The organism is Phreatobacter cathodiphilus (genome assembly GCF_003008515.1).
GTDB lineage: Bacteria > Pseudomonadota > Alphaproteobacteria > Rhizobiales > Phreatobacteraceae > Phreatobacter > Phreatobacter cathodiphilus.
The window spans coordinates 1735303-1761115 of the sequence record NZ_CP027668.1 but is presented as its reverse complement, the minus strand read 5'-3'; the positions used below and the strand labels follow the sequence as shown (position 1 = coordinate 1761115).

Annotated in this window: 29 protein-coding genes; 8 read left to right on the top strand and 21 right to left on the bottom strand. The window is 68.8% G+C overall.

The window, feature by feature from the left end; translation table 11 throughout:
* Positions 1 to 7: 7 nt before the first annotated feature.
* From C6569_RS08630 to C6569_RS08620, 3 genes are read right to left on the bottom strand one after another with little or no spacing between them, the layout of a single operon-like run.
* Positions 8 to 661 carry a glutathione S-transferase family protein gene (locus C6569_RS08630; RefSeq protein ID WP_106748460.1) on the bottom strand — a complete coding sequence of 218 codons (654 nt, stop codon included), beginning with the start codon at positions 659 to 661 and terminating at the stop codon, positions 8 to 10.
* On the bottom strand, positions 658 to 1131 hold the full coding sequence (locus C6569_RS08625; RefSeq protein ID WP_106748459.1) for an SRPBCC domain-containing protein: 474 nt from the start codon (positions 1129 to 1131) through the stop codon (positions 658 to 660). Before C6569_RS08625 ends, C6569_RS08630 begins: the two co-directional genes overlap by 4 nt.
* Positions 1128 to 1475, bottom strand: a complete 348-nt coding sequence (locus C6569_RS08620; RefSeq protein ID WP_106748458.1) for an ArsR/SmtB family transcription factor — start codon at positions 1473 to 1475, stop codon at positions 1128 to 1130. Before C6569_RS08620 ends, C6569_RS08625 begins: the two co-directional genes overlap by 4 nt.
* Before the next feature lie 122 nt (positions 1476 to 1597).
* Here C6569_RS08620 and C6569_RS08615 point away from each other — a divergent pair, with 122 nt between their 5' ends.
* The 6 genes from C6569_RS08615 (at position 1598) to C6569_RS08590 (ending at position 7918) form a co-directional block, all read left to right on the top strand.
* Positions 1598 to 2998, top strand: coding sequence for an amidase (locus C6569_RS08615; protein WP_425440704.1), 1401 nt, complete (start codon positions 1598 to 1600; stop codon positions 2996 to 2998).
* 162 nt (positions 2999 to 3160) lie between these two features.
* Positions 3161 to 4213: an ABC transporter substrate-binding protein gene (locus C6569_RS08610; protein ID WP_106748457.1), complete on the top strand. Its 1053-nt coding sequence runs from the start codon at positions 3161 to 3163 to the stop codon at positions 4211 to 4213.
* A 45-nt stretch (positions 4214 to 4258) separates the two neighbouring features.
* Entirely contained in the window at positions 4259 to 5344 is a 1086-nt protein-coding gene (locus C6569_RS08605) for an ABC transporter ATP-binding protein (RefSeq protein ID WP_106748456.1), read from the top strand.
* A complete protein-coding gene (locus C6569_RS08600; protein ID WP_106748455.1) occupies positions 5341 to 6177 on the top strand; it encodes an ABC transporter permease in 837 nt (278 codons plus the stop codon). Before C6569_RS08605 ends, C6569_RS08600 begins: the two co-directional genes overlap by 4 nt.
* Positions 6174 to 6974: an ABC transporter permease gene (locus C6569_RS08595; protein ID WP_106748454.1), complete on the top strand. Its 801-nt coding sequence runs from the start codon at positions 6174 to 6176 to the stop codon at positions 6972 to 6974. Before C6569_RS08600 ends, C6569_RS08595 begins: the two co-directional genes overlap by 4 nt.
* Positions 6974 to 7918 carry a polysaccharide deacetylase family protein gene (locus tag C6569_RS08590; protein ID WP_106748453.1) on the top strand — a complete coding sequence of 315 codons (945 nt, stop codon included), beginning with the start codon at positions 6974 to 6976 and terminating at the stop codon, positions 7916 to 7918. Before C6569_RS08595 ends, C6569_RS08590 begins: the two co-directional genes overlap by 1 nt.
* 3 nt (positions 7919 to 7921) lie before the next feature.
* On the opposite strand, the gene C6569_RS08585 is transcribed toward C6569_RS08590, so the two are convergent.
* From C6569_RS08585 to C6569_RS08525, 13 genes are all read right to left on the bottom strand, one after another.
* On the bottom strand, positions 7922 to 9313 hold the full coding sequence (locus C6569_RS08585) for an amidohydrolase family protein (RefSeq protein ID WP_106748452.1): 1392 nt from the start codon (positions 9311 to 9313) through the stop codon (positions 7922 to 7924).
* Positions 9314 to 9370: 57 nt separating this feature from the next.
* Positions 9371 to 10213 (bottom strand): ABC transporter substrate-binding protein, encoded by an 843-nt coding sequence (locus C6569_RS08580; protein ID WP_106748451.1) that lies wholly within the window; start codon positions 10211 to 10213, stop codon positions 9371 to 9373.
* 87 nt (positions 10214 to 10300) lie between these two features.
* Positions 10301 to 11191 (bottom strand): polysaccharide deacetylase family protein, encoded by an 891-nt coding sequence (locus tag C6569_RS08575; protein WP_106748450.1) that lies wholly within the window; start codon positions 11189 to 11191, stop codon positions 10301 to 10303.
* Entirely contained in the window at positions 11178 to 12002 is an 825-nt protein-coding gene (locus tag C6569_RS08570; protein WP_106748449.1) for an ABC transporter substrate-binding protein, read from the bottom strand. The genes C6569_RS08575 and C6569_RS08570 overlap by 14 nt, the downstream gene beginning before the upstream one ends.
* A gap of 61 nt (positions 12003 to 12063) precedes the next feature.
* Positions 12064 to 12846 (bottom strand): amino acid ABC transporter ATP-binding protein, encoded by a 783-nt coding sequence (locus C6569_RS08565; protein ID WP_181314009.1) that lies wholly within the window; start codon positions 12844 to 12846, stop codon positions 12064 to 12066.
* A 35-nt stretch (positions 12847 to 12881) separates the two neighbouring features.
* Positions 12882 to 13736 (bottom strand): amino acid ABC transporter permease, encoded by an 855-nt coding sequence (locus tag C6569_RS08560; protein WP_106748447.1) that lies wholly within the window; start codon positions 13734 to 13736, stop codon positions 12882 to 12884.
* A complete protein-coding gene (locus tag C6569_RS08555; RefSeq protein WP_245898324.1) occupies positions 13733 to 14668 on the bottom strand; it encodes an N-carbamoyl-D-amino-acid hydrolase in 936 nt (311 codons plus the stop codon). The genes C6569_RS08560 and C6569_RS08555 overlap by 4 nt, the downstream gene beginning before the upstream one ends.
* Positions 14669 to 14870: 202 nt before the next feature.
* The gene (locus tag C6569_RS08550; protein WP_106748445.1) at positions 14871 to 15770 is read right to left on the bottom strand and encodes a LysR family transcriptional regulator; all 900 of its coding nucleotides are present in this window, start codon (positions 15768 to 15770) and stop codon (positions 14871 to 14873) included.
* 93 nt (positions 15771 to 15863) lie between these two features.
* Entirely contained in the window at positions 15864 to 16913 is a 1050-nt protein-coding gene (locus C6569_RS08545) for a sensor histidine kinase (protein ID WP_106748444.1), read from the bottom strand.
* Between the two features lie 16 nt (positions 16914 to 16929).
* On the bottom strand, positions 16930 to 17376 hold the full coding sequence (locus C6569_RS08540) for a response regulator (RefSeq protein ID WP_106748443.1): 447 nt from the start codon (positions 17374 to 17376) through the stop codon (positions 16930 to 16932).
* Positions 17373 to 18824, bottom strand: coding sequence for a sensor histidine kinase (locus tag C6569_RS08535; protein ID WP_245898274.1), 1452 nt, complete (start codon positions 18822 to 18824; stop codon positions 17373 to 17375). Before C6569_RS08535 ends, C6569_RS08540 begins: the two co-directional genes overlap by 4 nt.
* Before the next feature lie 175 nt (positions 18825 to 18999).
* Entirely contained in the window at positions 19000 to 19983 is a 984-nt protein-coding gene (locus tag C6569_RS08530) for a Bug family tripartite tricarboxylate transporter substrate binding protein (RefSeq protein WP_245898273.1), read from the bottom strand.
* Positions 19984 to 20074: 91 nt separating this feature from the next.
* A complete protein-coding gene (locus C6569_RS08525) occupies positions 20075 to 20734 on the bottom strand; it encodes a hypothetical protein (RefSeq protein ID WP_106748441.1) in 660 nt (219 codons plus the stop codon).
* Positions 20735 to 20886: 152 nt separating this feature from the next.
* On the opposite strand from C6569_RS08525, the gene C6569_RS08520 reads away from it, so the two are divergent.
* Positions 20887 to 21714 (top strand): AraC family transcriptional regulator, encoded by an 828-nt coding sequence (locus tag C6569_RS08520; RefSeq protein ID WP_181313959.1) that lies wholly within the window; start codon positions 20887 to 20889, stop codon positions 21712 to 21714.
* Positions 21715 to 21728: 14 nt separating this feature from the next.
* On the opposite strand, the gene C6569_RS08515 is transcribed toward C6569_RS08520, so the two are convergent.
* The 5 genes from C6569_RS08515 to C6569_RS21925 all read right to left on the bottom strand — a co-directional run bounded on the left by C6569_RS08515 (position 21729) and on the right by C6569_RS21925 (position 25369).
* Complete coding sequence (locus C6569_RS08515) at positions 21729 to 23231, bottom strand: tripartite tricarboxylate transporter permease (protein ID WP_106748439.1); 1503 nt, start codon at positions 23229 to 23231, stop codon at positions 21729 to 21731.
* Positions 23232 to 23234: 3 nt separating this feature from the next.
* Positions 23235 to 23708, bottom strand: coding sequence for a tripartite tricarboxylate transporter TctB family protein (locus tag C6569_RS08510; protein WP_106748438.1), 474 nt, complete (start codon positions 23706 to 23708; stop codon positions 23235 to 23237).
* A 19-nt stretch (positions 23709 to 23727) separates the two neighbouring features.
* Positions 23728 to 24717, bottom strand: a complete 990-nt coding sequence (locus tag C6569_RS08505; RefSeq protein ID WP_106748437.1) for a tripartite tricarboxylate transporter substrate binding protein — start codon at positions 24715 to 24717, stop codon at positions 23728 to 23730.
* Between the two features lie 116 nt (positions 24718 to 24833).
* Positions 24834 to 25172, bottom strand: a complete 339-nt coding sequence (locus tag C6569_RS08500; RefSeq protein ID WP_106748436.1) for a rhodanese-like domain-containing protein — start codon at positions 25170 to 25172, stop codon at positions 24834 to 24836.
* A 23-nt stretch (positions 25173 to 25195) separates the two neighbouring features.
* Positions 25196 to 25369 (bottom strand): hypothetical protein, encoded by a 174-nt coding sequence (locus C6569_RS21925; protein ID WP_181313958.1) that lies wholly within the window; start codon positions 25367 to 25369, stop codon positions 25196 to 25198.
* Between the two features lie 231 nt (positions 25370 to 25600).
* On the opposite strand from C6569_RS21925, the gene C6569_RS08495 reads away from it, so the two are divergent.
* Positions 25601 to 25804, top strand: coding sequence for a YgaP family membrane protein (locus C6569_RS08495; protein ID WP_106748435.1), 204 nt, complete (start codon positions 25601 to 25603; stop codon positions 25802 to 25804).
* Positions 25805 to 25813 lie beyond the last annotated feature (9 nt).

The window sequence follows — 25813 nt, the reverse complement described above, 5'->3', positions numbered from 1 at the left end:
GGGTAGGCTAGTCCCTGTCCGGCGCGCCGAGCGGGAAATAATGCCGGAACGGACGCGCCTCCTCGACCGCCCGGGCGAAGGACGGTCGCTGAAGCAAGCGCGCGCGATAGGCGTGCAGGCTCTCGAAACGGGCGGGAATCGGGTGAGTCCAGTCGGCATAGAACAGCGAGGGGGCCGCCGCGCAGTCGGCCAGCGTGAAGCTTTCTCCGACCGCCCATGTCCGGCCTGCCATGCGGCGGTCGAGCCAGGCGTAGCTGGTGTCGAGCATCCTGCGGGCCTCGTCGACGCCGAAGGGATCGCGGTGCTCCGCCGGCCGCAGGGCGTCGAAGACGAACCTGCCCTGCGGGGTCATGACGTAGTTGTCGAAGACGCGGTCGAGCATGCGCGCCTCGAGCGCGAGATCCGGATCGTCCGGGATCAGGCGCACCGGTCCCGGGTGATGGTTCTGGAGATGCTCGATCACGATGGAGGCCTCCAGCACGACCCGGCCATCGTCCCGCAAGATGGGAAAGCGCTTCATCGGCCAGAGTGCGGAGAGTTCGTCGCCGACGCCCTCATCCTCCAGCATGCGGTAGGTGAACGGCACGTCGTTCTCGTAGAAGGCGATGAGCACCTTCTGGCAGTAGGACGAGAAGGGATGGGCGAAGAGTTCGATGGTCATGAGAAGGCCCGGGGTTCGTGCCCTTCGATGAGCGCGACCAGATTGTCGATGTGCCAGGTCGTTCCGTGCTGACGACCCTGCACGGCTTCCGCGCCACCGACGAGGTAGGAACCCTGTTCGGTGTGCAGGAGGCGCGTCTTGCTGCCCTCGGCCCTGAACTCCAGCGTCAGGAGCGAGACGGACAGCTTGTCGCGGTTGTGGAACAGGTCGTAGACGAGGATGATCCGCTCGTTCTCGACGATGTCGTGGTAGGTCGCCTGAAAATCGGTCTCCAATCCGCCTGGCCAGCGCGCGCGGAAGCGCTCTTCGCCTCCGGGCCGAAAGTCGAGGTGGCGGTCGAGCGTCTCGATCTCGGCGGGCGCCCTGAACCATTGGCTCTTGGCCTCGATCGTCGTGTAGGCCGCAAAGACGCGGGCCGGCGACGCATTCAGCACCCGTTCGATGGTGAAACTGGCGTTGGTGACGGTCATGGGTCGCTGTTCTCCGGTGCGGTCCTGGCGAGATAGGCTTCGAGCTGGTCGTATTGCTGGCTCCAGAACCGCTTGCGCTCGGCGAGCCAGCTCTCGACGCGATCCATCGCGCCGATGTCGAGTGAACAGGTCCGGACGCGGCCGACCTTCGCGCTCTTCACGAGGCCGGCCTCCTCCAGGATCTTCAGGTGCTGGACGACCGCCGACAGGGTCATGGGCAACGGCCTTGCGAGGTCGCTGACCGAAGCGGGACCAACGCTCAGACGCTCCACCATGGCCCGCCGGGCGGGATCGCCGAGGGCTTGGAAGGCGCGGTCGAGTGGCTGGACTTGATACTGTAGCATTCACTTAAGTATCGTCGTGAAGCGACGCCGCGTCAAGGGCTGTGGCGCGGATACGGGGAATGTGGCGTTGCGGGCACGGCTCGAGACTTGCTTTGCTGGCAGGCCCAACCGGAGAGTTCGCCGTGCCCATCGACATGACCGCCGCCTTCGCCTTCTGGCCGCCCGTCGCCGCCATCGCCGCGGCGGTGAACGCGGGGCGGAGCACGGCCGGCGCGGAGACGGCGCGGGCGCTCGCCCGAATTCGCGAGCTCGATGGCGAAATCGGCGCCTTCACCTCCGTCGACGAGGCTGACGCGGCGCGCCGCGCGGCGGCGGTCGACGCCCGCATCGCGGCGGGAGAACGGCTACCGCTCGCCGGGGTTCCCGTCGCGATCAAGGACAATATCTGGGTGAAGGGTCACCCAATCACCCAGGGTTCGATGCTTTTCCGCGCGTTCATCGCGCCGGAGGACGCCGAGGCCGTGGCGAGGCTGGTTGCGGCGGGGGCGGTGATCGTCGGCATCGCCAACACGTCGGAATTCGCCGCCAAGGGCCAGACCACCAATCTTCTCCACGGCGCGACGCGCAATCCCTGGAACACCGCCATGACGCCCGGCGGGTCCTCCGGCGGACCGGTGGCGGCGGTGGCGAGCGGCATGGTGCCGCTGGCGATCGGCACCGATGCGGGCGGGTCGAGTCGGCGTCCTCCCGCCCATACCGGCCTCGTCGGCCTGAAGCCCTCCTTCGGCGCCATTCCTTATGGCCCCGGCTTCCCCGAGCCCTTCTTCGGCATTTCCTGCATCTGCCCCATCGCCCGCACCGTGGCGGACACGGCCCTCGCCTTCGAGGTCATGGCGGGAACGAGCCTCGTCGATCCCCATTCGGCGCCGCTGCCGCCGGACGGCGGCCTGCGGCCGGACCGGATGCGGATCGCCTACACGCCGCGCTGGGGCCTCGATGTGCCGGTGGAGCCGGAGGTCGCCGCCCGCGTCGATGCCTGCGTCGCCAGTCTGCGCGCAGCCGGCCTGGCCATCGTCGACGCCGATCCGCGCTGGCCTGCGGGCGCGGCGGAGACGGGGCTCGGTGCCATCCAGCAGAGCGGGCTCGCTGCCTTGCACGGCGAGGCGTGGCGGCAGCGGCCGGACCTGATCGACCCCGACCTCGGGGCGCAAATCGCGGCCGGTCTCACGCTCTCCGGTGCAGACGTCGCCCGCGCACTGCTGCTCTCGGAGGAGGTGGCGATCGCCGGCGCCGCCTTCTTCCGGGAAGGCGGGATCGACGCCGCCATCGGACCGACCACGCCCTGCGCCGCTTGGCCGGTGGAGCACCTGGGCCCCGCCACCATCGCGGGAATGCCGGTAGGACCGCGCGGCCATGCCGTGTTCACGCCGCTGTTCAACCACACGCGCCAGCCGGCGATCTCCATTCCCTGCGGGCTCGACGGGGCGGGTCTGCCGCTCGGCCTGCAGATCGTCATGCCGCGCGGGCGCGACCGCGAGCTGCTCAGGGTGGCGGCGGCGCTGGAGGCGATCCTCGCCGGCTGACGCATCGAGTGCCCGGTGTCAGGTCGATGGCTGCCTAAAAATCAGGCGGGAGAGCCCTGGTCGGCGGGCCGGAGCGGCAATCACCCCGACGGCATGGCTCTTGCTGACCGTTGGTGAGGTCGCGGGCTGGATCGGCGACAGCGCGGCGAGAGGAGTTTCGACATGGCAGTCTTCAACCGTAACGGGATCGATCGGCGCAGCCTGCTGGCAAGCCTCGGGGTCAGCGGCGCGTTGGTCGCCGCGCCTTCTGTGCTGCGGGCGCAGACGCGCGAGATCGTGGTCGGCGGCGCTGCCAGCCACAAGCCCTGGGTCGAGGCCCATGTGGCGCCGCTGTTCGAGCGGAAATACAACGCCAAGCTGACCTTCGAGGGCACCCGCTCGCTGGTGAACCTCGAGAAGATGCAGAAGAACAAGGACCGGCCGTACCTCTCCGTCGTGCAGATGGACGATCCGGTGATGATCCTCGCGGTGAAGGAGCAGCTGCTGGAGCCGATCACGGCCGCCAAGGCGTCGAACCTCGCCAAGCTGAAGCCGGGCACCGTCCACATGGAGGGGCAGTGGGCGAACTACCTGCAGCCCTGGCAGGGCATCGCCTACAACACCAACGTCATCAAGACGCCGCCGGCCTCCTGGGCCGAGGCCTACGACCCGAAATACAAGGGCCGCATCATCATTCCGTCGCTGCAGAACACGGAAGGCCTGCCCAATCTGTTCATGGCCTCGCACCTGGCCACCGGCAAGCCGATGGCGGAAGCGACGCGGGACACGGAATCGGGCTTCAAGAAGCTCATTTCGCTCAAACCGAACCTGCTCACCGTCTACAATCAGATGCCGCAGGCCTTCAGCTTGCTGGAGCAGGGCGAGGCGCACATGATCGTCGGTGCGCTCTCCTCCTTCGCCCTGGCGCGCCGGCAGGACGGCGCCCCCATCGCGCTCGCCGCGCCGAAGGAGGGCATCTTCCCGGTGCCCTCGGGAATCGCGGTGGTGAAGGGCGGACCGAACCAGGACCTCGCCTTCGCCTATGTGAACGAGCTCCTCGGCGCCGAGGTGCAGGCCAAGATCGCCCCGCCCACCTTCGCCTTGCCGACCAACGTGGACGTTCCGCCGCCGCCCGGCATGCCCACCGGCGTCGCCGTCCACACCATCGACTGGGCCTTCGTCGCGGACAACCGCAACGACTGGGTGAAGCGCTGGGATCGCGAGATGTCCATGTAAGGCGCAAGGAGGGGCGGCGCCCGCCGCCGCCCCTCCGCCCATCCGATGGCCCAGACCCCCGCTTTCCTCGATGTCCGCCGCGCCGCCAAGGCCTTCGGCGGAACCATGGTGCTCGACGGTGTCGACCTCGGGGTCGCACCGGGCGAATTCGTGTCCCTGCTCGGCCCCTCCGGCTGCGGCAAGACCACGCTCCTGCGCATCGTCGCCGGCCTGCTCGCCGCCGATTCCGGTTCGATCGTCCTCGACGGCGAGGACATCTCCGCCAAGCCCCCGCACCATCGCGACGTCGGCGTGGTGTTTCAGAGCTACGCCCTGTTTCCGCATCTGACCGTGGCGGAGAACGTCGCCTTCGGGCTGGAGGCGCGCGGCGCGTCCCGCGAGGAGATCCGCGCCACCGTCTCGCGTTTCCTCGACCTCATCCATATGAGCCACCTCTCGGACCGGTCGGTGCGGGCGCTCTCGGGCGGCCAGCAGCAGCGCGTGGCGGTGGCCCGGGCCCTGGCGGTCAAGCCGAAGCTGATGCTGCTGGACGAACCCTTCTCGGCGCTCGACCGCAAGCTGCGCGAGACCATGCAGATCGAGCTGAAGCGGCTGCTGCGCGAGGTCGGCACCACCGCGATCTTCGTCACCCACGACCAGGACGAGGCGCTGATGATGTCCGATCGCATCGCGGTGATGAACCGCGGGCGGATCGAGCAGCTCGCCGATCCCGACACGATCTACAAGAAGCCGGCGACGCCCTTCGCGCTCGAATTCGTCGGCCTGTCGACGCGCATTCCCGGCACGGTGGCGGAGACGACGGGGGAGGGCGAGGTGGCGGTCGACACCGCCGCGGGGCGCATCCGCGCGCCCGGCCGCTTCGTGGCGGGGAGCCCTGTCCTCGTCGCGGTTCGACCCGAACTCATGGCCTTCGGCGAGAACGCGGCCGAGAACACCATCCGCGCGCGGCTGACCGACGTCGTCTTCCAGGGCTCGCGCGTCCAGGCGCATTTCGACGCGCCGGCAGACATGCCGATCCAGATCGAGAGCGTCGCCGGCCTTCCCGCGGGCACCACCCCCGGCGCCACGCTGGCCCTGTCGTGGCGCGTCGCCGACACCCTGCTCTATCCCATGCCGGACCGGGCCTCATGAGCGGCGCCGCGCAGAGGGATCCCATCGGCTGGCTCGCCCTGCCGGCCGTCGCCTATCTCGGCCTGGTCTATGCCCTGCCGCTGGTCTTCCTGCTGGCGCGCAGCGTCACCGGGCCGGAGGGCTTCACGCTCCAGCTCTTCGGGCAGTTCTTCGCCGATCCCTATTCCTGGCGGGTGATCTGGAACACGTTGCGCATCGCCTTGCTGACGACGCTGGTCTGCCTCCTCATCGGCTTTCCCGTCGCCATCGCCATGGCGCGGGCCAAGGGCCTGATGCAGGTGGCGCTGCTGGTGGCGATCATCCTGCCGCTCTCCATCGGCGTGGTGGTGAAGGCCTTCGCCTGGCAGATCGTGCTGCGGCGTGACGGCGTGGTGTCGCAGTTCCTCGTCGGCACCGGCATCTGGAGCGAGCCGCAGCGGCTGCTCTTCACCGAAACGGGCCTCGTCATGGGCGCCGCCAACGTCTTCCTGCCCTTCATGATCCTGCCGATCTATTCGGTGGTGAAGCTGATCGACCCACGCCTGTCGGAAGCGGGGGCGACGCTGGGGGCGAGCCCGCTCTACCGCTTCCGCCGCATCTTCCTGCCGCTGACGCTGCCCGGGCTCGTCTCGGGCATCGCCTTCGTCTTCTCCATGTCGGTGTCGATGTTCGTCATCCCGAGCCTGCTCATCGGCGACCGCTTCCAGATGCTGGCGACGCTGACAGGCCGGTCGTTCCTGCTGATGCGCAACGAGGCGCTGGGATCGACGACGGCCGTGGTGCTGCTGGTGCTCGCCGTCTCCATCGTCGTCGCCTCGTCCTGGCTCGCCAAACGCCTCGGGGGCTCGCAATGACGGCGATCGAACGTGTCGCCTCGGCGCTGGTCTGGGCCGTCGCCCTCTTCGCCATCGTGTTCCTGCTGACGCCGCTGGTGGTGACGGTTGCGGTCTCCTTCGGCTCCTCGGCGGTCTTCACCCTGCCGCCGCCGGGCTGGTCGATGCGCTGGTACAACCAGCTGCCGGCGACGCGGGGCCTGTGGCCCTCGCTCGCGACGTCGCTGCAGATCGCCACGCTCTCGACGCTGGTGTCGCTGGTGCTCGGCACGCTCTGCGCCATCGCGCTGGTGCGCGGACGCTTTTCCGGGCGCGACGCCATCGCCACCTTCCTCGTCTCGCCGCTGATGCTGCCCGGCCTCGTCGTCGGCATCGCCATGCTGCAGGGGTTCAAGGCGGTGGGGCTGCGCGAGGCCTGGCCGAGCCTGCTCGTCGCCCATGTGGTGATCACCATGCCCTATGTGGTGCGCACGGTGCTGGCCGCCCTCAGCCTCTTCGACTTCACGCTGATCGACGCGGCGCGGACGCTGGGCTGTTCCTACGGCAAAGCGCTGCGCAAGGTGATGGTGCCGGCGCTCGCGCCTGCCTTCCTCACCTCTGCCATGTTCGCCTTCCTCGCCTCGATGGACAATTACCCGATCTCCATCTTCTTCACCGACGCCTGGACCAAGACGCTGCCGATCCAGATGCTACAGTTCGTCGAAGAGCGCCCGGATCCGGTCATCGCCGCGATCTCGACGGGTCTCATCCTGCTGGCGGTGATCGCGCTCATCATCGGCGACAGGCTGGTGGGTCTGAGGCGCCTCGCGGATTTCTGATGCCCTTGTTCCCCGTGCCGACCTCCGACCGCGACTTCCGCGGCTATGGGGCCTCTCCACCCGTCGTCCGCTGGCCGAACGATGCGCGTCTGGCCGTCTCGATCGTCGTCAACGTGGAGGAGGGGGCCGAGCTTTCCCTCGGCGCCGGGGACGAGGCCAACGAGTTCATCTACGAGGCGGTGGAGCGCATCGAGGGTGCCCGCGACCTGTGCATGGAGAGCCACTATGAATACGGCACCCGGCGGGGCTGGCCGCGTATCCGCAAGGCGCTCGCGAACCGCGGCATCGCGGCGACGCTGAACGCCTGCGGCCGCGCCGTCGCCCTGTCGCCGTGGCTCGCCGAGGAGGCGGTGGCCGACGGCCACGAGATCTCCTGCCACGGCTGGCGCTGGGAGAAGCACGTCCACATGGCCGAGGAGGCCGAGCGCGATGTGATCGCCAAGACCGTCGGGGCCATCGCGGCCGCTGGCGGTACCCCTCCGGTCGGCTGGCACACCCGCTCCGCGACCTCGGTGAACACCCGGCGCCTGCTTCTTGATCACGGCGGCTTTTTGTACGATTCCAATGCGTACAACGACGATCTTCCCTTTCTACATGAAGAAGGTGGGCGCGACCTCGTGATCCTGCCCTATGCCTTCGACACCAACGACATGCGGTTCCAGCCGGGCGGCGGCTTCGTCCAGGCCGACGACTTCGCGCGCTACTGCATCGGCGCTTTCGACCGGCTGCTGGCGGAGGGGGCGAGCGAGCCGCGCATGCTCTCCATCGGCCTGCACCTGAGGATCATCGGCCGTCCGGCGCGCATCGGCGGGCTCGAACGCTTGCTCGACCACATGGCGGCGACTCCCGGCGTCTGGTTCGCGCGGCGCGACGCCATCGCCCATCATTGGCGCGCGGGCGTCGGGCTCGACCCCTGGCAGCCGCGTCCGCCGGCCCGGCGCTGAGCCTCAGCCGAGCCAGCGCAATTCGCCGGGCGGCGGTGCGATGTCGGGGTTGTCGGCGATCATCCGCTCCCAGACGCGCCGGGTCACGACCTCCGCCTCCCGGATCAGCGCCGGCTCGTCGATGGTCAGGACCTTGCGGTCCCGCATCAGGAACGCGCCGTCGGCCATTACCGAATGGACGGTGCCGGGGTGGCCGTAGTGCACCACGTTGGAGACGAGGCGGATGAGGGGCCGCAGCGCCGGGGCGGAGAGGTCGATGATCGTGAGGTCGGCCTTCTTGCCCACCTCGATGGACCCGATCTCGTCGCCGGCCGCGACAGATCCCGCCGCGAGACGCGTGACGCTGTCGAGGATCTGTTCGGGCGAGGGGTCGACGCCGCCCTCCACCTCCCGGCCTCGCCCGGTGCGGTGGACGATGGAGCCGAAGGCCATGGCCTGGAACATGTCCTCGCTCATGTTGTCGGTGCCGAAGACGACTTTCACGCCGGCGTCGCGGATTTGGCCGATGCGGACCCTGTGGAAGTTGCGCCGGGAGATGCTGGCCGGAGTATGGGCCATCTGCACGCCCTTCGACGCCAGCAGGCGGATGTCGCCTTCCGTGCAGAAGGTCCAGTGGGCGGCGACGAGGTCGGGACCGAGGAAGTCCTCGCGGTCGAGATATTCCGCCGAGGTCAGGCCATGGGCCGCCTTCACCGCCGCGACCTCGCCGGGGCTCTGCGACAGGTGGACGGTGCGGGTGAGGCCATGGCGTTCCGCCATGTCGCGGACGGCGCGCAGCATGGCCGGCGAGCAGTTGTCGGGCGCGTGGGCGGCGGCCTGACAGCGGACGCGATCGCCATGGGAGCCGTGGAAACCCTCGATCAGCGCCGTGGCGCGGTCGAGAAAGGCGGCGCCGAAAGCCTCGTCGACGCTGTAGTCCCCGTGGCGGATGCGGCGGGTGTCGATGTCGGCGCAGCTCTCGGTCAGCCAGAGGCGCATGCCGGTCTGCGCCATGGCGGAGGCATAGGTGGTGACGTGCCGGAACGGATCGACGAGGGTGGTGGTGCCGGAGCGGATGGCCTCCAGGCAGCCGAGCTGGGCGATGACCGAGCGCTCCTCGCCGCTCATCGCGTAGGAGATCGGCGTCATGTAGCGGTAGATGGCTTCGCCCGGCCAGTCCTCGATGGTGCCGCGGAGCGTCAGCAGCACGGTGTGGGTGTGGGCGTTGACGAAGCCGGGGAAGACGGCGAGGCCGCGGCCGTCGAAGCGTTCATGGCGCGGATAGTCGCGCTCGAGATCGGCCGTCGGGCCCACCGCGACGATGCGGTTGCCGGTGATGGCGACGGCAGATTCGGCGTGGATCGTCCGGTGATCGTCGCAGGTCACGACCACGGCGTCGGTGATGAGAATGTCCATGGCTGTGGCCTGCGGCGAGCGCGCGGACCGGCGGGCCGGTCCGCTCGGGTTCAAGGATCAGGGCTGGCCGGCGTCGATCTCGGCGCGGGCGAGGGCCTGCGCCTCCAGCCCGTGCTTCTTCAGGAGCGTCATGTAGGTGCCGTTCTCGATGAGACGGTTGAGGGCGGCGGCGACGGCGTCGCGCAGCACCGTCGACTCCTTCGGGAAGGCGAGGCCCGACATGTTGCGGCCGATGGGCGTGCCGATGGGCTTGATGGCGCCCGGCTCCTGCTGGGCGAGGAAGACGACATATTCCGCGCCGAGGACGGCGGCGTTGACGCGCGCCTGCCGGAGGTCGGTGCGGGTGGCGGCGGCGCCCTCGGTTCCCACCACGTTCACGGCGGGACGGCCCTGCGCGACGCAGTTCGCCTGGCTCCAGGCCTGCAGGGTCGGGAAATAGGCGGTCGTGCGCGGCGTGGCGATGGACTTGCCGCAGAGGTCCGTCGGCTGGTTGATGTCGGCCGCCTGCGCCGTCATGGCGAAGATCTGCGGTCCGGTGGAGATATAGTCGACGAAGGAGAGGCGCTCGCGGCGCGCCGGCAGGTCGGTCATGGACGAGCCGGAGAAGTCGATGCGGTTGGTGGTCAGCGCCGGGATGAGCTGGGCGAAGGCCATTTCCTCCCACTGGATGCGCAGTCCCAGCACCTTGGCGATCTCGGTGACGAGGTCGACGTTGAAGCCGCGGCGCTCGTTGGTGGCCGGGTCCTTGTAGGCCATGGGCGGATAGGTAGCCTCGATGCCGATGCGCACAACGCCCGCCGTCCTGATGGCGTCGGGGAGGGGGATGGGCTGCTGGGCCGAGGCCGCGGTGGAGACCAGCGCGGCGAGGCCGGCGGCGAAAGCGATCGTGCGGAAGGTCATGGCTGTCGTCCCCGTTGATTGTTGGCAGCTTCCGTTAGGAGTCGCAGGCCGCCCGGTCGAAGCGAGCGGCCTGCCGTCGTGTTCCGTTCACGCCGCCTTGGTGTCTGCCGCCTCGCAAGCCGCGAAGTGGCCGGCGATCTCGGCACCGGTGGCGATCCACACGTCGCCGTAGCTCTTCACGTGCTCGAGGAACTCGCGCAGCAGCTTGAGGCGCATGGGCCGGCCGGAGACCTGCGGGTGCAGGACGGTGGTGATGAGCCCGCCCCAGTCGCGCGTCTCGGCCAGTTCGTCGTTCCAGATCGAGAGCACATGCTCGCGGGGAAAGAGCGGACGGGGCGAGTAGCGGTGGGTGAGACCGTACATCCAGTCGTCGAAGGTCATGGTGGCCGGAAGCTCGACGACGCCGGGCGTGCCGTCGGCGAGGACCTGCCGGTAGGGGCGGACGTCGTCGCGCCACGACGACGAGTAGAGGAAGCCGTGCTTCTTCAGGAGCACGCGCAGCTCCTCGCAGCTCTCGCCGAGGGGGGCGCGGTATCCGACCGGCACCACGCCGAGCCGCCGCTTCAGGCTGTCGAGGCCCTTGTCCATCTCCTCGACGATGTGCGGCGCGCCCGGATCCGGCATCAGGTGGTGGAAACCGTGATGGCCGATCTCGTGGCCGTCCTTGAGGATCGCCTCGCAGGCCGCGGTATGCGCCTCGATGGCCCAGCCGGTGATGAAGAAGGTCGCCTTCAGCTCCTGCTCGCGCAGCATCTCCAAGAGCTTGGGGATGCCGACGCGGGCCTCGAAGCCGCCATATGACATGGTGACGAGCCGCTCGTAGTGGTTCGGGTCCTTCGCCGTCCACGCGGATTCCGCATCGACGTCGAAGGAGAGGAACACCGCCGCCTTGTTCCCCTTCGGCCAGGGATAGACGGGGGAGAGCGGCGCCCGGTTGGCGGGCAGCAGCGGCAGGGCGTCGAGACTAGCGACCGGCATTGATGGTGATCTCCGTGAGTTCGGACGGCTGCAGCTGCCACTTGACGAGAAGCTGCTTGTAGGTGCCGTCGGCGATGAGGGCCTTGAGCGCGCCGACAATGGCCTGGCGAAGCTCTTCCGCCTCCTTGGCGGTGGCGATGCCCATCAGGGTGTAGCGCGTCGGCTCGCCGACGAGGGCGAAGGTGTTGGGCTCGAGACCCATGATGTAGGGCAGCGTTTCCGAGCCCTGCATGGCGGCGTCGATGCGCCCCTGGCGAAGCTGGGTGCGGGCGTCGGCCGACCCTTCCGTGCCGACATAGCGGATCTCGGGGCGGCCGTGGGCGACGCAATTGGCATCGGAGAAGGCCTTGATCTCCGCCGGCAGAGAGGTGCGGCGCGAGGCGCCCACGGTCTTGCCGCAGAGCGCTTCGCGGTTGGGGAACTCGGCGGCGCGGGAGTGCTGGGTGAAGAACTGCGTGCCGGAGCGGATGTAGTTGATGAAGGTCGCGGTCTCCTGGCGGGCCGGCAGGTCGCTCATGCCGGAGAGGATGATGTCGACGCGGCCGGTGCGCACGGCGGCGAGCATCTGCTCGAAGCTCGTCTCCTGCCACTGCATGCGCACGCCGAGCTTGGCGGCGATGGCGTTGCCGAGCTCGATGTCGAAACCGGTGAGTTCGCCGGTCTGGGGGTTCTTCATCTCCAGCGGCGGGTAGTTGGGGATGACCGCGGCGATGATCGCGCCGCGCTGCTTGATGGCGGCGGGAAGCTCCTGGGCGCCGGCCGCGAAGGCGGTGACACAGAGGGCGGCGGAGAGCATCAGTCGTTTCAGCATGGGGTGGCTCCGGTCTGGAAGGGCGGCCGGTGGCTCCGGCTCTGGTCGCTTGAAAGGGGCGTCATGCCAGCACCGCGGCGATGAAGGCGCTGGTGCGCGCTTCCCGGGGCGATCCCAGCACCTGGCTGGCGGGCCCCATCTCGACGATGGCGCCGTGGTCCATGAAGACGACGCGGTCGGCGACCTCGCGGGCAAAGCCCAGTTCGTGGGTGACGACGATCATGGTCATGCCGGACGCCGCGAGTTCGCGCATGACGGCGAGCACCTCGCCGACGAGCTCGGGGTCGAGGGCCGAGGTCGGCTCGTCGAACAGCATCAGCTTCGGCTTCATGGCGAGCGCGCGGGCGATGGCGACGCGCTGCTGCTGGCCGCCGGAGAGATTGGTCGGATAGGCGTCCGCCTTTTCCGACAGGCCGACCCGCTTCAGCAGGGCGTGGGCCTCCTCGACCGCCTCGCGCTTCGGCTTGCCCAGCACCTGGACCGGACCCTCGATGATGTTCTCGAGCGCGGTCAGGTGCGGAAAGAGGTTGAAGCGCTGGAACACCATGCCGGTGGCGAGGCGCTGGCGGGCGATCTCCTTCTCCGGCAGGTGATGGAGCTTGTCGCCGTCGATCCTGAGACCGGCGAGTTCGCCGTCGACCCAGATGGCGCCGCGGTCGATCTGCACGAGTTGGTTGATGCAGCGCAGCAGCGTCGTCTTGCCCGAACCCGAGGCGCCGATGATGCAGATGACCTCTCCGGGGGCGACGTCGAGCGAGACGCCGTCGACCGCCTTGAAGGTGCCGAAGCTCTTGTGGACGCCGACGATGGAGACGATGGGCGGCTGGCCCGGGGGAGGGGTCATGATCGCAGAGGCCATGGCGGGAGCGGTCGTGGCGGTCATCGGCCGACCCCCGCGCCGCGGCCGTAATGGCGCTCCAGCAGCATCTGGGCGGGGGTCAGGACCGAGACCACCACGAGATACCAGATGGCGGCGACGATCAGCAGCTCGATGACCCGCGAGTTGGCGTAGTAGATGTTCTGCGCGTTGTGCAGGATCTCCGAATACTGGATGACGCTGGCGAGCGAGGTCAGCTTCACCATTCCGATGAACTCGTTGCCGAGCGGCGGGATGATGACCCGCATGGCCTGGGGGAAGACGATGCGGCGCAGCGCCTTGAGCCGCGTCATGCCGATGGATTTCGCCGCCTCGTACTGGCCGACATCGACGGAGAGCATGCCGGCGCGCATCACCTCGGAGGTGTAGGCGCCCTGGTTGATGCCGAGGCCGAGGAGCGCCGCCACCGCTGGGGTCATCACGTCCACCGTGCGGAAGGAGAACAGGCCGGGAATGCCGAGGGTCGGGAAGATCAGCGCGAGGTTGAACCAGAGCAGCAACTGGAGGATCACCGGCGTGCCGCGGAACAGCCAGGCGTAGCCCATGGCGACACCCTTCAGCACCGGATTGGGCGACATGCGCATGACCGCCGCAACGACGCCGAGGACGATGCCGAGCGTCATGGCGCCGATGGTCATCAGGATGGTGTTGGCGAGGCCGTCGAGGATGGACTTCGCCGTGAGGAACTGGCCGACATAGGTCCACTCGATCTGGCCGACGGCGAAGGCGCGGGCGAGAGCGGCGATGAGCAGGACGATGATCGCCACGGCGACCCAGCGGCCCCAGTAGCGCTCGGCGACGATGCTGTGGCCGGAAATGTCCGGCAGGCTCGGATGGGTGGCGGCGGGCGGTGTCATGCGCTGAGCCTTTCCGCGGCAGCCGGCTTCGGCGGCAGCACCGCCCCGACCTGATCGACGATGGCGCCGTAGTGCTGCGGCCGGCGGTGGGCGGCGAAGTTGAACATCTTCTCCTTCCCCTGCCGGCAGGCGTCGAGGTCGACCTCCGCCACCAGGACCTCGTCGCCCAGGGTCTCGGCCTGCGCCACCACGACGCCGTTGGGATCGACGATGCAGGAGCCGCCGATGAGGCCGGAGCCGTCCTCGTTGCCGGCCTTGGCCACCGAGACCGCCCAGGTGGCGTTCATGTAGGCGTTGGCCTGGACGGCGAGGGTCGAGTGGAAGGTGCGCAGGCCCTCGCTCTCGGTGGTGCCGCCATTGGGGTCGTAGGCCGCCGAGTTGTAGCCGATGAGCATGAGCTCGACGCCTTGCAGGCCGTAGCAGCGCCAGGCCTCGGGCCAGCGCCGGTCGTTGCAGACGAGCATGCCGAGCACCGGCTCCTGCCAGGCCTTCGGGCCCCAGAAGGCGGGGAAGCCGAGGTCGCCATAGTCGAAATAGCGCTTTTCGAGCTGCTGGAAGCGGTCTCCGGGCCGCGGTTCCACCGAGCCCGGCAGATGCACCTTGCGGTACTTGCCGAGGATCGTGCCGTCGGGGCCGACCGTGATGGCGCTGTTGAAGTGGCGGTCCCCTGCCAGCTCGGCGTAACCGACATAGAAACCGACCCGTCGCTCCCGCGCCCGGTCGAACAGCGCGGCGACCTCGGGGTTGGGCATCGCCGCCTCGAAATAGGCGTCGACCTCGCCGGTCTCCAGCAGCCATCGCGGAAAGAAGGTGGTGAAGGCGAGTTCCGGGAAGACGACGAGGTCGGCGCCGCGGTCGGCGGCCTGGTCGAGCAGCGCGACCATACGCGCGAGGATGGCGGAACGGGCGTCGGCACGCTGGTTGGGGCCCATCTGGGCGGCTGCGACGCGCAGGATGCGGGACATGAAGACCTCTGTCTCGGGACGTCGGCACATCCGCTGGCGGCGTGCCGCGGCCAGACTGCGACGGCGCCCGGGCGTGGGACAATCCTGCAGACTATGATTTTTTGGGCAAGCCTATTCGCTAGGCAAATACCTGCGCTGACGCCTCAGGCTTACCGCTTGCCGCCGTCGATCACGGCAGCCGTGCGGTGGCCTCGTCGAGGGCCATCCGCACCTCCTTGAGGAAATCGCCGGCGAGGCGGGAGAGCGGCCGGCTGCGCGAGGCGACCACATAGGCGCTGACCGGCGTCGCCGGCTCGAAGGGCACGACGGCGAGGTCAGGCCGGCCGCTGCCCGCGGGCGAAAAGGGATCGACGACCGCGACGCCGATGCCGCTCGCCGCCAGCACGCAGGCGGTGTGGCAGTAGCGGACTTCGACGGCGTGGCGGAAGGGCTCTCCGGCCGCCTCGAAGGCCTGGCGGACGGCGGTCCCGAGACGGGTGCCGCGCTCGAGGGCGATGAAGGGGAGGTCGCGGAGGTCTGCGGGGGTGATGACGTCGCGACCCGCGAGGGGATGACTGCGGTGCAGGGCGCAGACCATGCGGCCCTCGTAGACCGGCTCGACCTTCAGGGCGGGATGGTCGCCGATGCCGAGGACGAAGCCGAGTTCGGAGACGCCGAGCTCGACCTTCTCCGCCACGTCCTCGAGGCGCAGCACGTCGAAGGAGATGCGCACCTTCGGCCGGCGGGCGAGGAAGCGCTGCAGCGCGACGGGGATCGGGCCGTAGCCGAGCGGCGGGGTGGCGATGATGCGGATGCGGCCCGCCCGGTTTTCCCGCAAGTCCTGCACGCGGGCTTCCAGCGCCGTGTGCATGGCGAAGATGGGCTCGGAATCCTGGTAGAGCGTCCGCGCCTCCTGGGTGGGGAAGAGACGGTTGTTGATGCGCTCGAACAGGGCAAAGCCGAGCTGGTCCTCCAGATGCTTGACGGCGTTGGACACGGCGGGCTGGGACAGGCCGAGTTCACGCGCTGCGCCGACGGTGGTCTCGCAGCGGATCACGGCGCGGAGGAGTTCGAGCTGGCGCAGATTCAAGGGCGTTCCACCCGCGGGCAGGAGTAGGGCGGATGCCCTCAAGCAATTAGCATGCTGCACCGGCCGCGGCGAGGAAACGGGCCGACGCCGCGCTCAGCGCCGCTCCAGAACCGCGGCGGGCACCTGAAGCCGGGCGCAGGTGCCGGCGGGGACGTCGAGATAGTCGACCTGGCTGTCGAGGGTCTTGGCCATGGAGGCGATGATGCGGCTGCCGAGGCCCGAGCCCCGCGCCGGCCCGGCGCCGCGCCAGCCGACTCCGTCGTCGGCGACGGTGAGGACAATGCCGTCAGGTTCGGCGGCCAGCGTGACCCGGACCTCTCCGGCCCCGTCGGGATAGGCATATTTCAGGGCATTGGTGACGAGTTCGGTGACGATCATGCCCACCGAGACCGCCTTGTCAGTGCGGCACAGCACGGCGGCGGGCGTGAAGCTCACCGTCGCCGCCGAGCCGGTATCGGCGACCGACAGGCGCACCGCGTCGAGCACGGACGTGAGGTAGGCGCCGAGATCCACCGAGCGCACGTCGTCGGAGGTGTAGAGGTTGCGGTGCAGGTCCCCGACGGCGGCGATGCGGGCCTGGGTGGTGACCAGCGCGGCCTTGGTCTCCGGGTCCTTCGAGGCCGCGGCCTGCATGCGGATCAGCGAGGAGACGAGGGCGAGGCTGTTGCTGACGCGGTGATTGACCTCGGCCAGCAGGACCAGGGCGTGGTCGCGCGCCTCGGCCACCTCGCGTTCGGCCTTTTCCTTCAGCCGCAGAAGGATGCCCTTCTCGACCGCCTGGGTGATGGCGGAGAGCAGCAAGGTGTCGAAATCCTCGCCGACCGTCTTCACCACATAGTCGAAGGCGCCGGCCTTCAGCGCCTCGACCGCGATGGCGAGTTCCGTGGAGGCGGTGACGTAGATGACCGGCAGCGAGGGCGCCTGTTCCCTGATCCGCGGCAGGAGGTCGAGGCCGGTCGAGGTGCCGAGGTCGTGGTCGAGGATGACCACGTCGAAGGCGTCCCCGGCGAGGGCCTCCAGCCCGGCGGCGGCATCGCCCGCATGGACCACGGCGAAGCCATGGCGCGCCAGCCGTCGCTGGACGAGCCGCCCGAGGGCGGCGTCGTCGTCGACATAGAGAATCCGCTTCTGCGCGTCGGACATGGTCAGGTTTTACCGCTCAGTCGGCTTCCGGCACCTGCATCACCGCAAAAAACAGGCCGAGTTGGCGGATCGCCTGAGCGAAGCCGTCATAGTCCACCGGCTTGGTGATGTAGACGTTGGCGCCGAGGTCGTAGCAGCGCTGGATCTCGCGCTGGTCGTCGGTCGTCGTCAGGACGACGACGGGCGCGCGCTTGGTGTGGGGGTTCGACTTCACCTTCTCCAGGATGTCGACGCCGCCCATGTCGGGCAGGTTGAGGTCGAGCAGGATGAGGAGCTGGCGGCCGATGCTCACCTCGCCGGAGCCGTCGGCGCCGAGCAGGTGGGCGAGGGCCTCGGTACCGTTGGTGAAGGGGACGATCTCGTTGGAGACACCGGCGCGGCGGATGTTCTTCTCGATGAGGCGCGCATGGCCCTCGTCGTCCTCGATCATGATGATGGTGACGGGGTTTCCGCTCCGGTTCATAGCGCGGCTCTCCTCTTGAACTCATTGAAATCGATGGGCAGCCTGACGGTGAAGGTGCTTCCGCTGCCGAGGGTCGACGTGAGGGTGATGTCGCCGCCGAGATTGCGGGCGAGGGTGCGGACATGGGCGAGGCCGATGCCTTCGCCCGCCACCGTCTGGGGGCCGGAGCGGCGGAACAGTTCGAAGACGCGCTCGGTGTCGGAGGCGGCGATGCCGCGGCCGTTGTCCTCGACCTCCAGATAGGCGAAGTGCCGGTCGCGGCGGCCGCGGATCGCGATGCGGATGGGGCGGTCGGTGGCGCGGTACTTGATGGCGTTGTCGAGCAGGTTGCCGAGGATCTGGTCGACCGAAAGCCTGTCGCTGACGATCTCGAGGCGCGGGACCTCGATGCGGATGCCCGCATCGCCCTCATCGTCCGACGCCTGGTGGTGCACGGCGGCGGCGCTCGCCTCGGCGAGAGCCTTCAGGTCGATCGGCTCGGGCTTCAGGGTGCGCGTGCCGACGCGCGAGATCTTCAGGATGGCGTTGATGAGGTTGTCCATCTTCTGGGTCGACGAGCGGATGAAGCCGATGGCTTCCGGCAGGTCGGTCTCGATGGCCTGGCGGGCCTCCTCGCGATCGTGGGGGCTCGTCTCCTTGCCTCCGAGCAGGGTGGCGACGGGTTTCATCGAGGCTTCCAGCTCGCTGGTGAAGCCCATGATGTTGACCAGCGGCGCCCTGAGGTCGTGGGTGACGATATAGGCGAAGCGCTGGATCTCCTCGTTCGCCTTGGTCAGCGCTTCGGTGCGTTCATTGACCCGCTGTTCCAGCCCGGTATTGAGCACCTCCAGCTCGGCACGGGAATAGGCGAGCTCGCGGGTATAACCCGAGATAAGCCAGGCGGCCGCCGCGGCGAGACCGAGGATGATGATTGCGCCGGCGATGGAGACGAACTGCAACTGGTCGGTAGTGGCGTCCTGTGCGGCGATGGCGCGGTTGAGCGACTGCTCGCCCCGCTCCAGGACCTCGCCGAGATCGGCCCTGATCTCGTCCATCAGGCGCATGCCCGATCCGGTGCCGACCTCGGCGACTGCCTGCTCGAACCGGCCCGACTCGCCGAGCGCGACGCGGTTGCGCAGTTCCTCCATCTTGCGCCGGAGGCGCTCGTCCAGCCGGGTGGCGAGGCTGGCAAGCTCGGTCTCTGCCGCAATCGACTCGCGGAAGGCGGCGACCCGCTGCTCGAAATTGGCGAGGGCGCTGCGATAGGGACGCAGGAAGACGGGATCGCGGGTGATGAGGAAGCCGCGCTGGCCGGTCTCGGCGTCCTGCATGAGCGAGAGCAGGTCGGCGGTGGCGCTGCGGATGGCGCGCGAGGTGACGACCTCGCCGAAGTGCTGCTGCGAGCGGGCGGTGAGCCAGAGGGATGCCGCGACGATCAGGATCAGGACCGTGATACCGGCCGCCAGCATCAGAGCGGTGGTTCTGACGAAAGAACTTCTCAAAATACCCATGGAGCCCCGCTCAACGGGGCTCTTGTGGGCATAATCCCCGCTCTTGGCAAGCGCCCCGCGGCGCCGGGGAGGTCCGCGCTCGTGCCGACGGCAGACCCGCCCTGACCTGACACAGCGGCCGCCGATGCCGCGCTCAGTTCGGCTTGATGCCGTTGGTGCGGATGATGTCACCCCATTTGCGGGCTTCGGCCTGCATGAACGACCGAAGTTCGGTCGGGGTGGAGGTTGCCGGCTCGGCACCGACCTCGACGATGCGGCGGCGGACCGCCGGGTCGGCCATGGCCTTCATGTAGGCGGCGTGGAGTCGTGTGACGACGGGTGCCGGGGTGTTCCTCGGCGCGAGCATGGCGAACCAGCCATAGGCCTCGTAGCCCTGCAGTCCCACCTCTGCGACCGTCGGTACGTCGGGCAGCACTTCGGACCGACGGTTTGCGGTGATGGCGAGGGGCCGCACCTGGCGGCCCTGGATCTGGCCGAGGACGTTGGGAATCAACTGGAAGGACACTTGGAGCTGCCCTCCGACCAAATCGCTGACGAGTTGGCCGGTGACGCGATAGGGGACATGGGTCATGCGCGTCCCGGTCACCTGCTCGAAATAGGCGGCCGCCAGATGCTGGGAACTGCCGTTGCCGATGCTCCCGTAGTTGAGCTTGCCCGGATCCTTCTTCGCGGCAGCGATCAGATCCGCCACGGAGTTCAGCGGCAGCCCCGCGTTGACGACGATGACGTTGGGCAGTGTCGCGATGAGAGAGATCGGCTCGAAATCGGCGAGTGGATCGTATCCGATATTGGGGAACAGCGCCTGGTTGACGGCCAGGGGCCCGGAAGCGGAGACGAGGATGGTGTAGCCGTCGGGTTCAGCGCGCGCGACCGCACCGGTGCCGAGATTGCCGCTGGCGCCGGCCTGGTTTTCCACCACGAAGCGCTGTCCCAGATCGCTTGCCATGGCCTCCAGCACGATGCGCCCGACGATGTCCGAGGCGCTGCCGGCGGCGAAGGGCACGATCACCTTGATCGGGCGCTCCGGATAGGCGGATTGGGCGCCAGCGGCGGGCGCCGCGAGCGCCGCGCCGGTCAGGGCGAGGGCGGCCATGGCCGTTCTGCGGGTCAGCGTCATCGTACGGTTCCTCCGTTTGCCTTGTCTGCTCAGGCGGTCTTCCTGCCGCCTCACGCGGGGCGACGGGCCCCAACTGGTCGCCTCGACGGCGTCAGGTGTCGATGATCTGGTCCAGATATCCCTTGTAGGTCTGGGATTTCGGCTTCTCGCGGTCCTCGGCATTGACGTATGCGATCGAGGACCGCCCGTGGAGCGCAGCCGGCAGGACCATCACGCGGACGAAGCGGCTGGGGCGGTCGGCCGCGGCTTGGGCGAAGACCGGATCCGGGCCGCTCTCGAACCAGGCCGCGCCTGGGCCGTAGCTTGCCGAATGGCCCAGGGCGTCGATTCGAATCCCGCCGTCGATGAGGCAGCGGATGCCCGGCCCCTGGTGCGTATGCAGATAGGCGCAGCCGCCCGGCGGAAAGGAGACGCTGTCGGCGCGGATCAGAATCCGGTCGGCGACAGGCCAGGTGAGAGCCTCGCTCAGCTTGTCGCGCGTGACGCCGGCTTCGGCCGGCAGGCGAAAGACGGGCGCCCCTGCGGGCGCGAGTTCATAGCGCCAGACGGTTGCGCCCGCCGCACCGGCAACTGCGAGGGCCGGTCCGGTCAGAAGCACGGCCTGGTCGTCTTCCACTCGTCCGCCTCCCGCCTCAACGGCGCCGTGGACACAGTAGAGAACCCGCCGGACGCCGTCGTCGGGGAAGGAGAGACGCGCGCCTGCGGCGACGATGTCCTCGACGAGTCTCAGAACCATGGCGGGCGCGGTCATGCGTCGTCCTCGGAGCGGATGGCGGGATGCTGCAAAACCCTACAGGGGTCTCGCCCGCGCGGCTTACCGATGCGTCCTGTGACTTACCTTTTCGTCCGGTTTAGTGGATGCTGAGTCCGCAGCCCGCCGGCAGAGCGGGCGCTGGAGGAAGCATGACCGGCGTCATCGGCGTCCATCAGGGGCTCTTCGGTCGCGTGACTCTGTTCCGCACCAACCAGCCCGTCCACGTCCATGCCCATCCTCATGTCCACGCGCTCATCAAGGTGGAGGGGCAGGACGGTGCCTATGACGTGGAGGGGACGCGGTGCCCGATCACCGACGGCGAGATGGTGCTGCTCAACCCCTGGGTGCCGCACGCCAATTGGCGCGCCAGCGCCGATCCGCCCATCACCATCCTGGCGCTCTATATCGAGGCGGGCTGGCTGGTTCGCGGCAGCGGCGGAACGTCGCGGCGACCGTTCAGCCGGCAGTCGGCGCGCGTCGACGACGCCATGCGCCGCCTTGTCGGAAGGATCGCGGCGACCATCGCCGATCCCACCCTGACGGCGGCGGCGGACGATCTGGAGGGCGACATCCTCGCCCTTCTGACCCGCATTCTCGCCGCAAACTCGCCCGACAGCCTCGCTCCGGCGGAGCCGCGCTCGGTCGACCACCGCATCCGCAAGGCCATCGCGCTGATGCGCGCCGATCCCCCCAGGCCGCAGACGATCGATGTCCTGGCACGGGCGGTGGGCCTCTCGCGGTCGCGATTCTTCGAGCAGTTCACTGCCAGCACCGGAATGACACCGGCGGTCTACAACGACACGCTGAGGGTGGAATATGCCATCGAGCAGCTCATCGCCAGCGACCGTCCGGCCGGCGACATCGCGCTTGACCTCGGCTTTTCGGCGCCGGGTCACTTCTCGCGGTTCTTCAAAAACAAGATCGGTTTCACGCCGCGCGAATACCGGCGCGGGGCTCATGTGGCAGGCGCCCCCTGACGCTCGTCGCCCCCTCAGCCCTCGACGGCGATCTCCTTGCGCTTGGCGTTGATCCAGGGGACGAGCGCCGTCGCCAGAATGATCGCCGAGGCCAGCACGAAGAAGGCGGAGATCGGGCGCTCGATGAAGGTCATCCAGCTGCCGCGCGACAGGATCAGGGCCTTGCGCAGGTTGTTCTCGAACATGGGGCCGAGGACGAAGCCGAGGACCAGTGGGGCCGGCTCGTAACCCCAGCGCGCCACCAGCCAGCCGCCGACGCCGAAGGCGATCATCACATAGAGGTCGAAGATCTGGCCCGAGGTGGCATAGACGCCGATGCAGCAGAACAGCAGGATCAGGGGAAAGAGGATGCCGTAGGGCACCTGGAGGCATTTCACCCAGAGCCCGATGAGCGGCAGGTTCAGCACCAGCAGCATGACGTTGCCGACATACATGGAGGCGACGACGCCCCAGAAGAGGTCCGGCCGCTGGGTGATCATGGTCGGGCCGACCGGCACGTTGTGGATGATGAGTGCGCCGAGCAGCAGGGCGAGCACGGCATTGGGCGGGATGCCGAGGGTCATCAGCGGGATGAAGGCGGAGCCGGCGGCGGCGTTGTTGGCGGCTTCAGGTCCCGCGACCCCTTCGATGGCGCCCTTGCCGAAGCGCTCCGGCGTCTTCGAGAGCCGCCGCTCCATCGCATAGGAGACGAAGGAGGAGATGACGGCGCCGCCTCCCGGCAGGATGCCCAGCACGAAGCCGAGGGCCGTGCCGCGCACGATGGCCCAGCGCGACTGGATCCAGTCGGTCGAGGTGAGCCAGAGCCGTCCGACCTTGCTCTCGACCACGGTGCGGTCTGTGCCCTGTTCGAGGTTCTTGAAGATCTCCGCGACGCCGAACAGGCCCATGACGACGGGCACGAGGCCGATGCCGTCGAGCAGTTCCAGCCGGTCGAAAGTGAGGCGGGGCAGGGCGTTGATGGAATCGATGCCGACGAGGCCCAGCACCAGGCCGATGCCGGCCATGACCAACGACTTGATGACGGAGGCCTGGGACAGATAGGCGATGAGGCAGAGACCGAGGAGCATCAGCGCGCAATATTCGGCCGGGCCGAAGGCGAGCGCCACGGTGATCATCAGCGGCGCGACCAGGATCAGGCCGACGAGGGCGACGGTTCCGGCGAAAAAGGAGCCGATGGCGGCGACGAAGAGCGCCGCGCCGGCGCGGCCCTGTTTCGCCATCTCGTGGCCGTCGAGGCAGGTGACGACGGAGGCGGCCTCGCCCGGGATGCGGACCAGGATGGAGGTGGTCGAGCCGCCATACATGGAGCCGTAATAGATGCCGGCGAGCATGATGACCGCGCCGGTCGGCGGAATGGCGAAGGTGGCGGGGAGCAGCAGCGACATGGCGGCGATGGGCCCGATGCCCGGGAGCACGCCGACCAGGGTGCCGATCAGCACGCCGACGAAGCAGTAGAAGAGGTTGTCCGGCGACAGCGCGACGACGAAGCCGGTTCCGAGTTGACCGAGAAGCTCCATCGGTCAGTTCCCGAACACGGTGTTGACGAGGATGCCGGCGGGCAGGTTGCTGCCGAGGAGCCGGGCGAAGAGGAACCAGCAGAGGAAGGCCCCCGCAATGCCCATGCCGAGCGAGACCTGCCAGCGATAGCCGCCGACGAAGGCGAAGAGGCCGGCGAGCAGCGCCGCCGATGTCGGAATGAAGCCGATCGGCTGGAGCGCCAGCGCATAGCCGACGAGGGCGGCGATCCCCATGAGCGGCTGGGCGAGGGGACCGCCCGCGGGCGGCATGTCGGCCGGCTGGCGGCCCGCCGGGGCGAGGAGACCGGTGACGCCGAGGGCGCCGCCCGCCAGGATCATCGCCGCGCCGATCCACCAGAACATGAAGCCGGACCCCGGCTCCGTCGGTTCGCCGAGGCCGAGCTCGCCGCCCTCCCGCACGAGGAAGGCGCCGAGGCCGGCGATGGCCACGGCGGCCACGAGATCGGGAATGCGCATGACGGTGGCTTTCGCGGGATCAGCTGCGGCGCAGGCCGAGGCGTTCCACCTGCTGGCGCATGTCCTCGTACATGGTCTTGACGAAGGCTTCGTAGGTGGCCGTGTCCATGTAGTCGACCTCCTGGTCGAGCTGGTCCATGACCCGCATGTGGTCCGGCTCCTCGATGCCCTTCTTGAAGGCGTCGTGCAGCACCTTGACGATGCCGGGATCCATGCCCTTGGGGCCGGCGATGCCGAAGGGCGAGTTGGAGACGATGTCGATGCCGCTCTCCTGCAGGGTGGGCACGCTCGACCAGGTCTTCGTGCGCTTCTTGCCCCAGGTGGCGAGGAGGCGGAGCTGGCCAGCATTGACCAGCGGCGCCCAGCCGCTGGAATCGGCCTGGGCCGTGACGTGGCCGCCGAGCACCGCGGCATTGGTCTCGGAGGCGCCGCGGAAGGGAACGTGCGTCCACTTGATGTTCTCGCGCGCGGCGATGTCCATCATGGTGATGTGCAGCGAGGTGCCGGCGCCGGGCGTGCCGTAGGTGACCTTGTCCGGATTGGCGCGGGCGAACTCGACGAGGTCCTTCATCGTCTTGTGCGGGCTGTCGGCGCGCACCGTCGTGCCGAAGCAGTAGCCGGCCACGTGGACGACGTAGCTGAAGTCGGTCAGCGGGTTGAAGGCCACCCGCGTCATGTGCGGCAGGCGGAACATGGTGATCGGCATCTGCGCCAGCGTGTAGCCGTCGGGGCGGGCGCCCGCCGCCATCTGGGCCGGGCCCAGCGTGCCGCCGGCGCCGGGCTTGTTCTCGACGATGATGCGCTCGCCGAGGTGTTTCTGCGTGGCTTCGGCGAGAGCGCGGAAGCCCATGTCGGTGGAGCCGCCGGCCGTCCAGGGGACGATGAGCGTCACCGGCCGGTTCGGAAAGCGCGTCTGGGCGAGGCCCGGCGCCGCGAGGCCCGCGAGAGCCGCGGCCGACGAGGACGTGATGAAACGGCGCCGCGACGGCGTCCAGAGCGTCTTGGTCATGGGTCTTCCTCCTGGGGGACCCCGTCGCGCTCTATCGGCGCTGTTCGGTGGTCCGGCATGTCCTTCCAAGAGTCAGTAGACCGGACTTCGCCGGGCTGTTCAAGGCGGGCGCACGGTCAGCGGGTGACGGGCAGTCCCGCCCGCCGCCAGGCGGAGATGCCGCCGGCGACATGGCCGTCGGCGGGCAGGCCGAGCCGCGCGCATTCACCGAGGGCGCGCGCGGAGCGGGCTCCCGACAGGCAGTAGAGGACCAGGCGGCGCCCCTTCGGCAGCCGTCCGCTGTCCGCGGCGAAGCGCGAGAGCGGCAGGTGGACGGCGCCTGGAATGTGGCCGGACTGCCATTCGCCCTCCTCTCGCACGTCGACCAGCACGGCCTCGCCGCTGTCGGCGAGCGCCTTGGCCTCCTCGGGGGCGAGATCCCGGCCGGCGGACCGGCGGCTGAGCCATCCAAACATGGAAAGGTCCTTTCGGCTTCGGTCTAACGGGCGGTCGCTGGGGCGCCGACCGGGCTCAGCGCCACATAGGCCAGGACGGCAGTGCCGAGGGCGCCGGCCGTCCAGATGACGGTGATCAGGGCGACGAGGCGCCGTCGAGGGTCGCGGCGGTCAGGGCGCCCCGGTGCGCCTGCCGTATGGCCTTCTCGCGTCGTCATGGCTGGCTCCCCAGACGTGGTGGCCGAACGCAGGGCGTCGGCCCTGCGTTGCGGTCCGCGCTGCGAAGGATCGGGGACCGCTTGCGCAATGTCGACGTCGCCTCTTGATATTCGCATATTCGAATATATTACAGGGGTGCTGATACCGGAACGCCCCGGGGGGCGTCAAGCAGCTACCGCAACGACGCCGCGCCCGCGGTGATCCATCTTAAACCGGAAGGGGGAAGTCCCATGACCATCGACAACGCCGTCCTCAGTTTCGCCGGCCTTATGATCCTCGTCTCGCTGGCCCTCGCCTATCTCGTCTCGCCCTGGTTCCTGGCCTTCAACGCCTTCGTGGGCCTCAACATGCTGCAGGCTGGGTTCACTGGCTTCTGCCCTGCCGCCATGATCTTCAAGGCAATGGGCCTGAAGACCGGCTGCGCCTTCAAGTGAGGTCGCGAA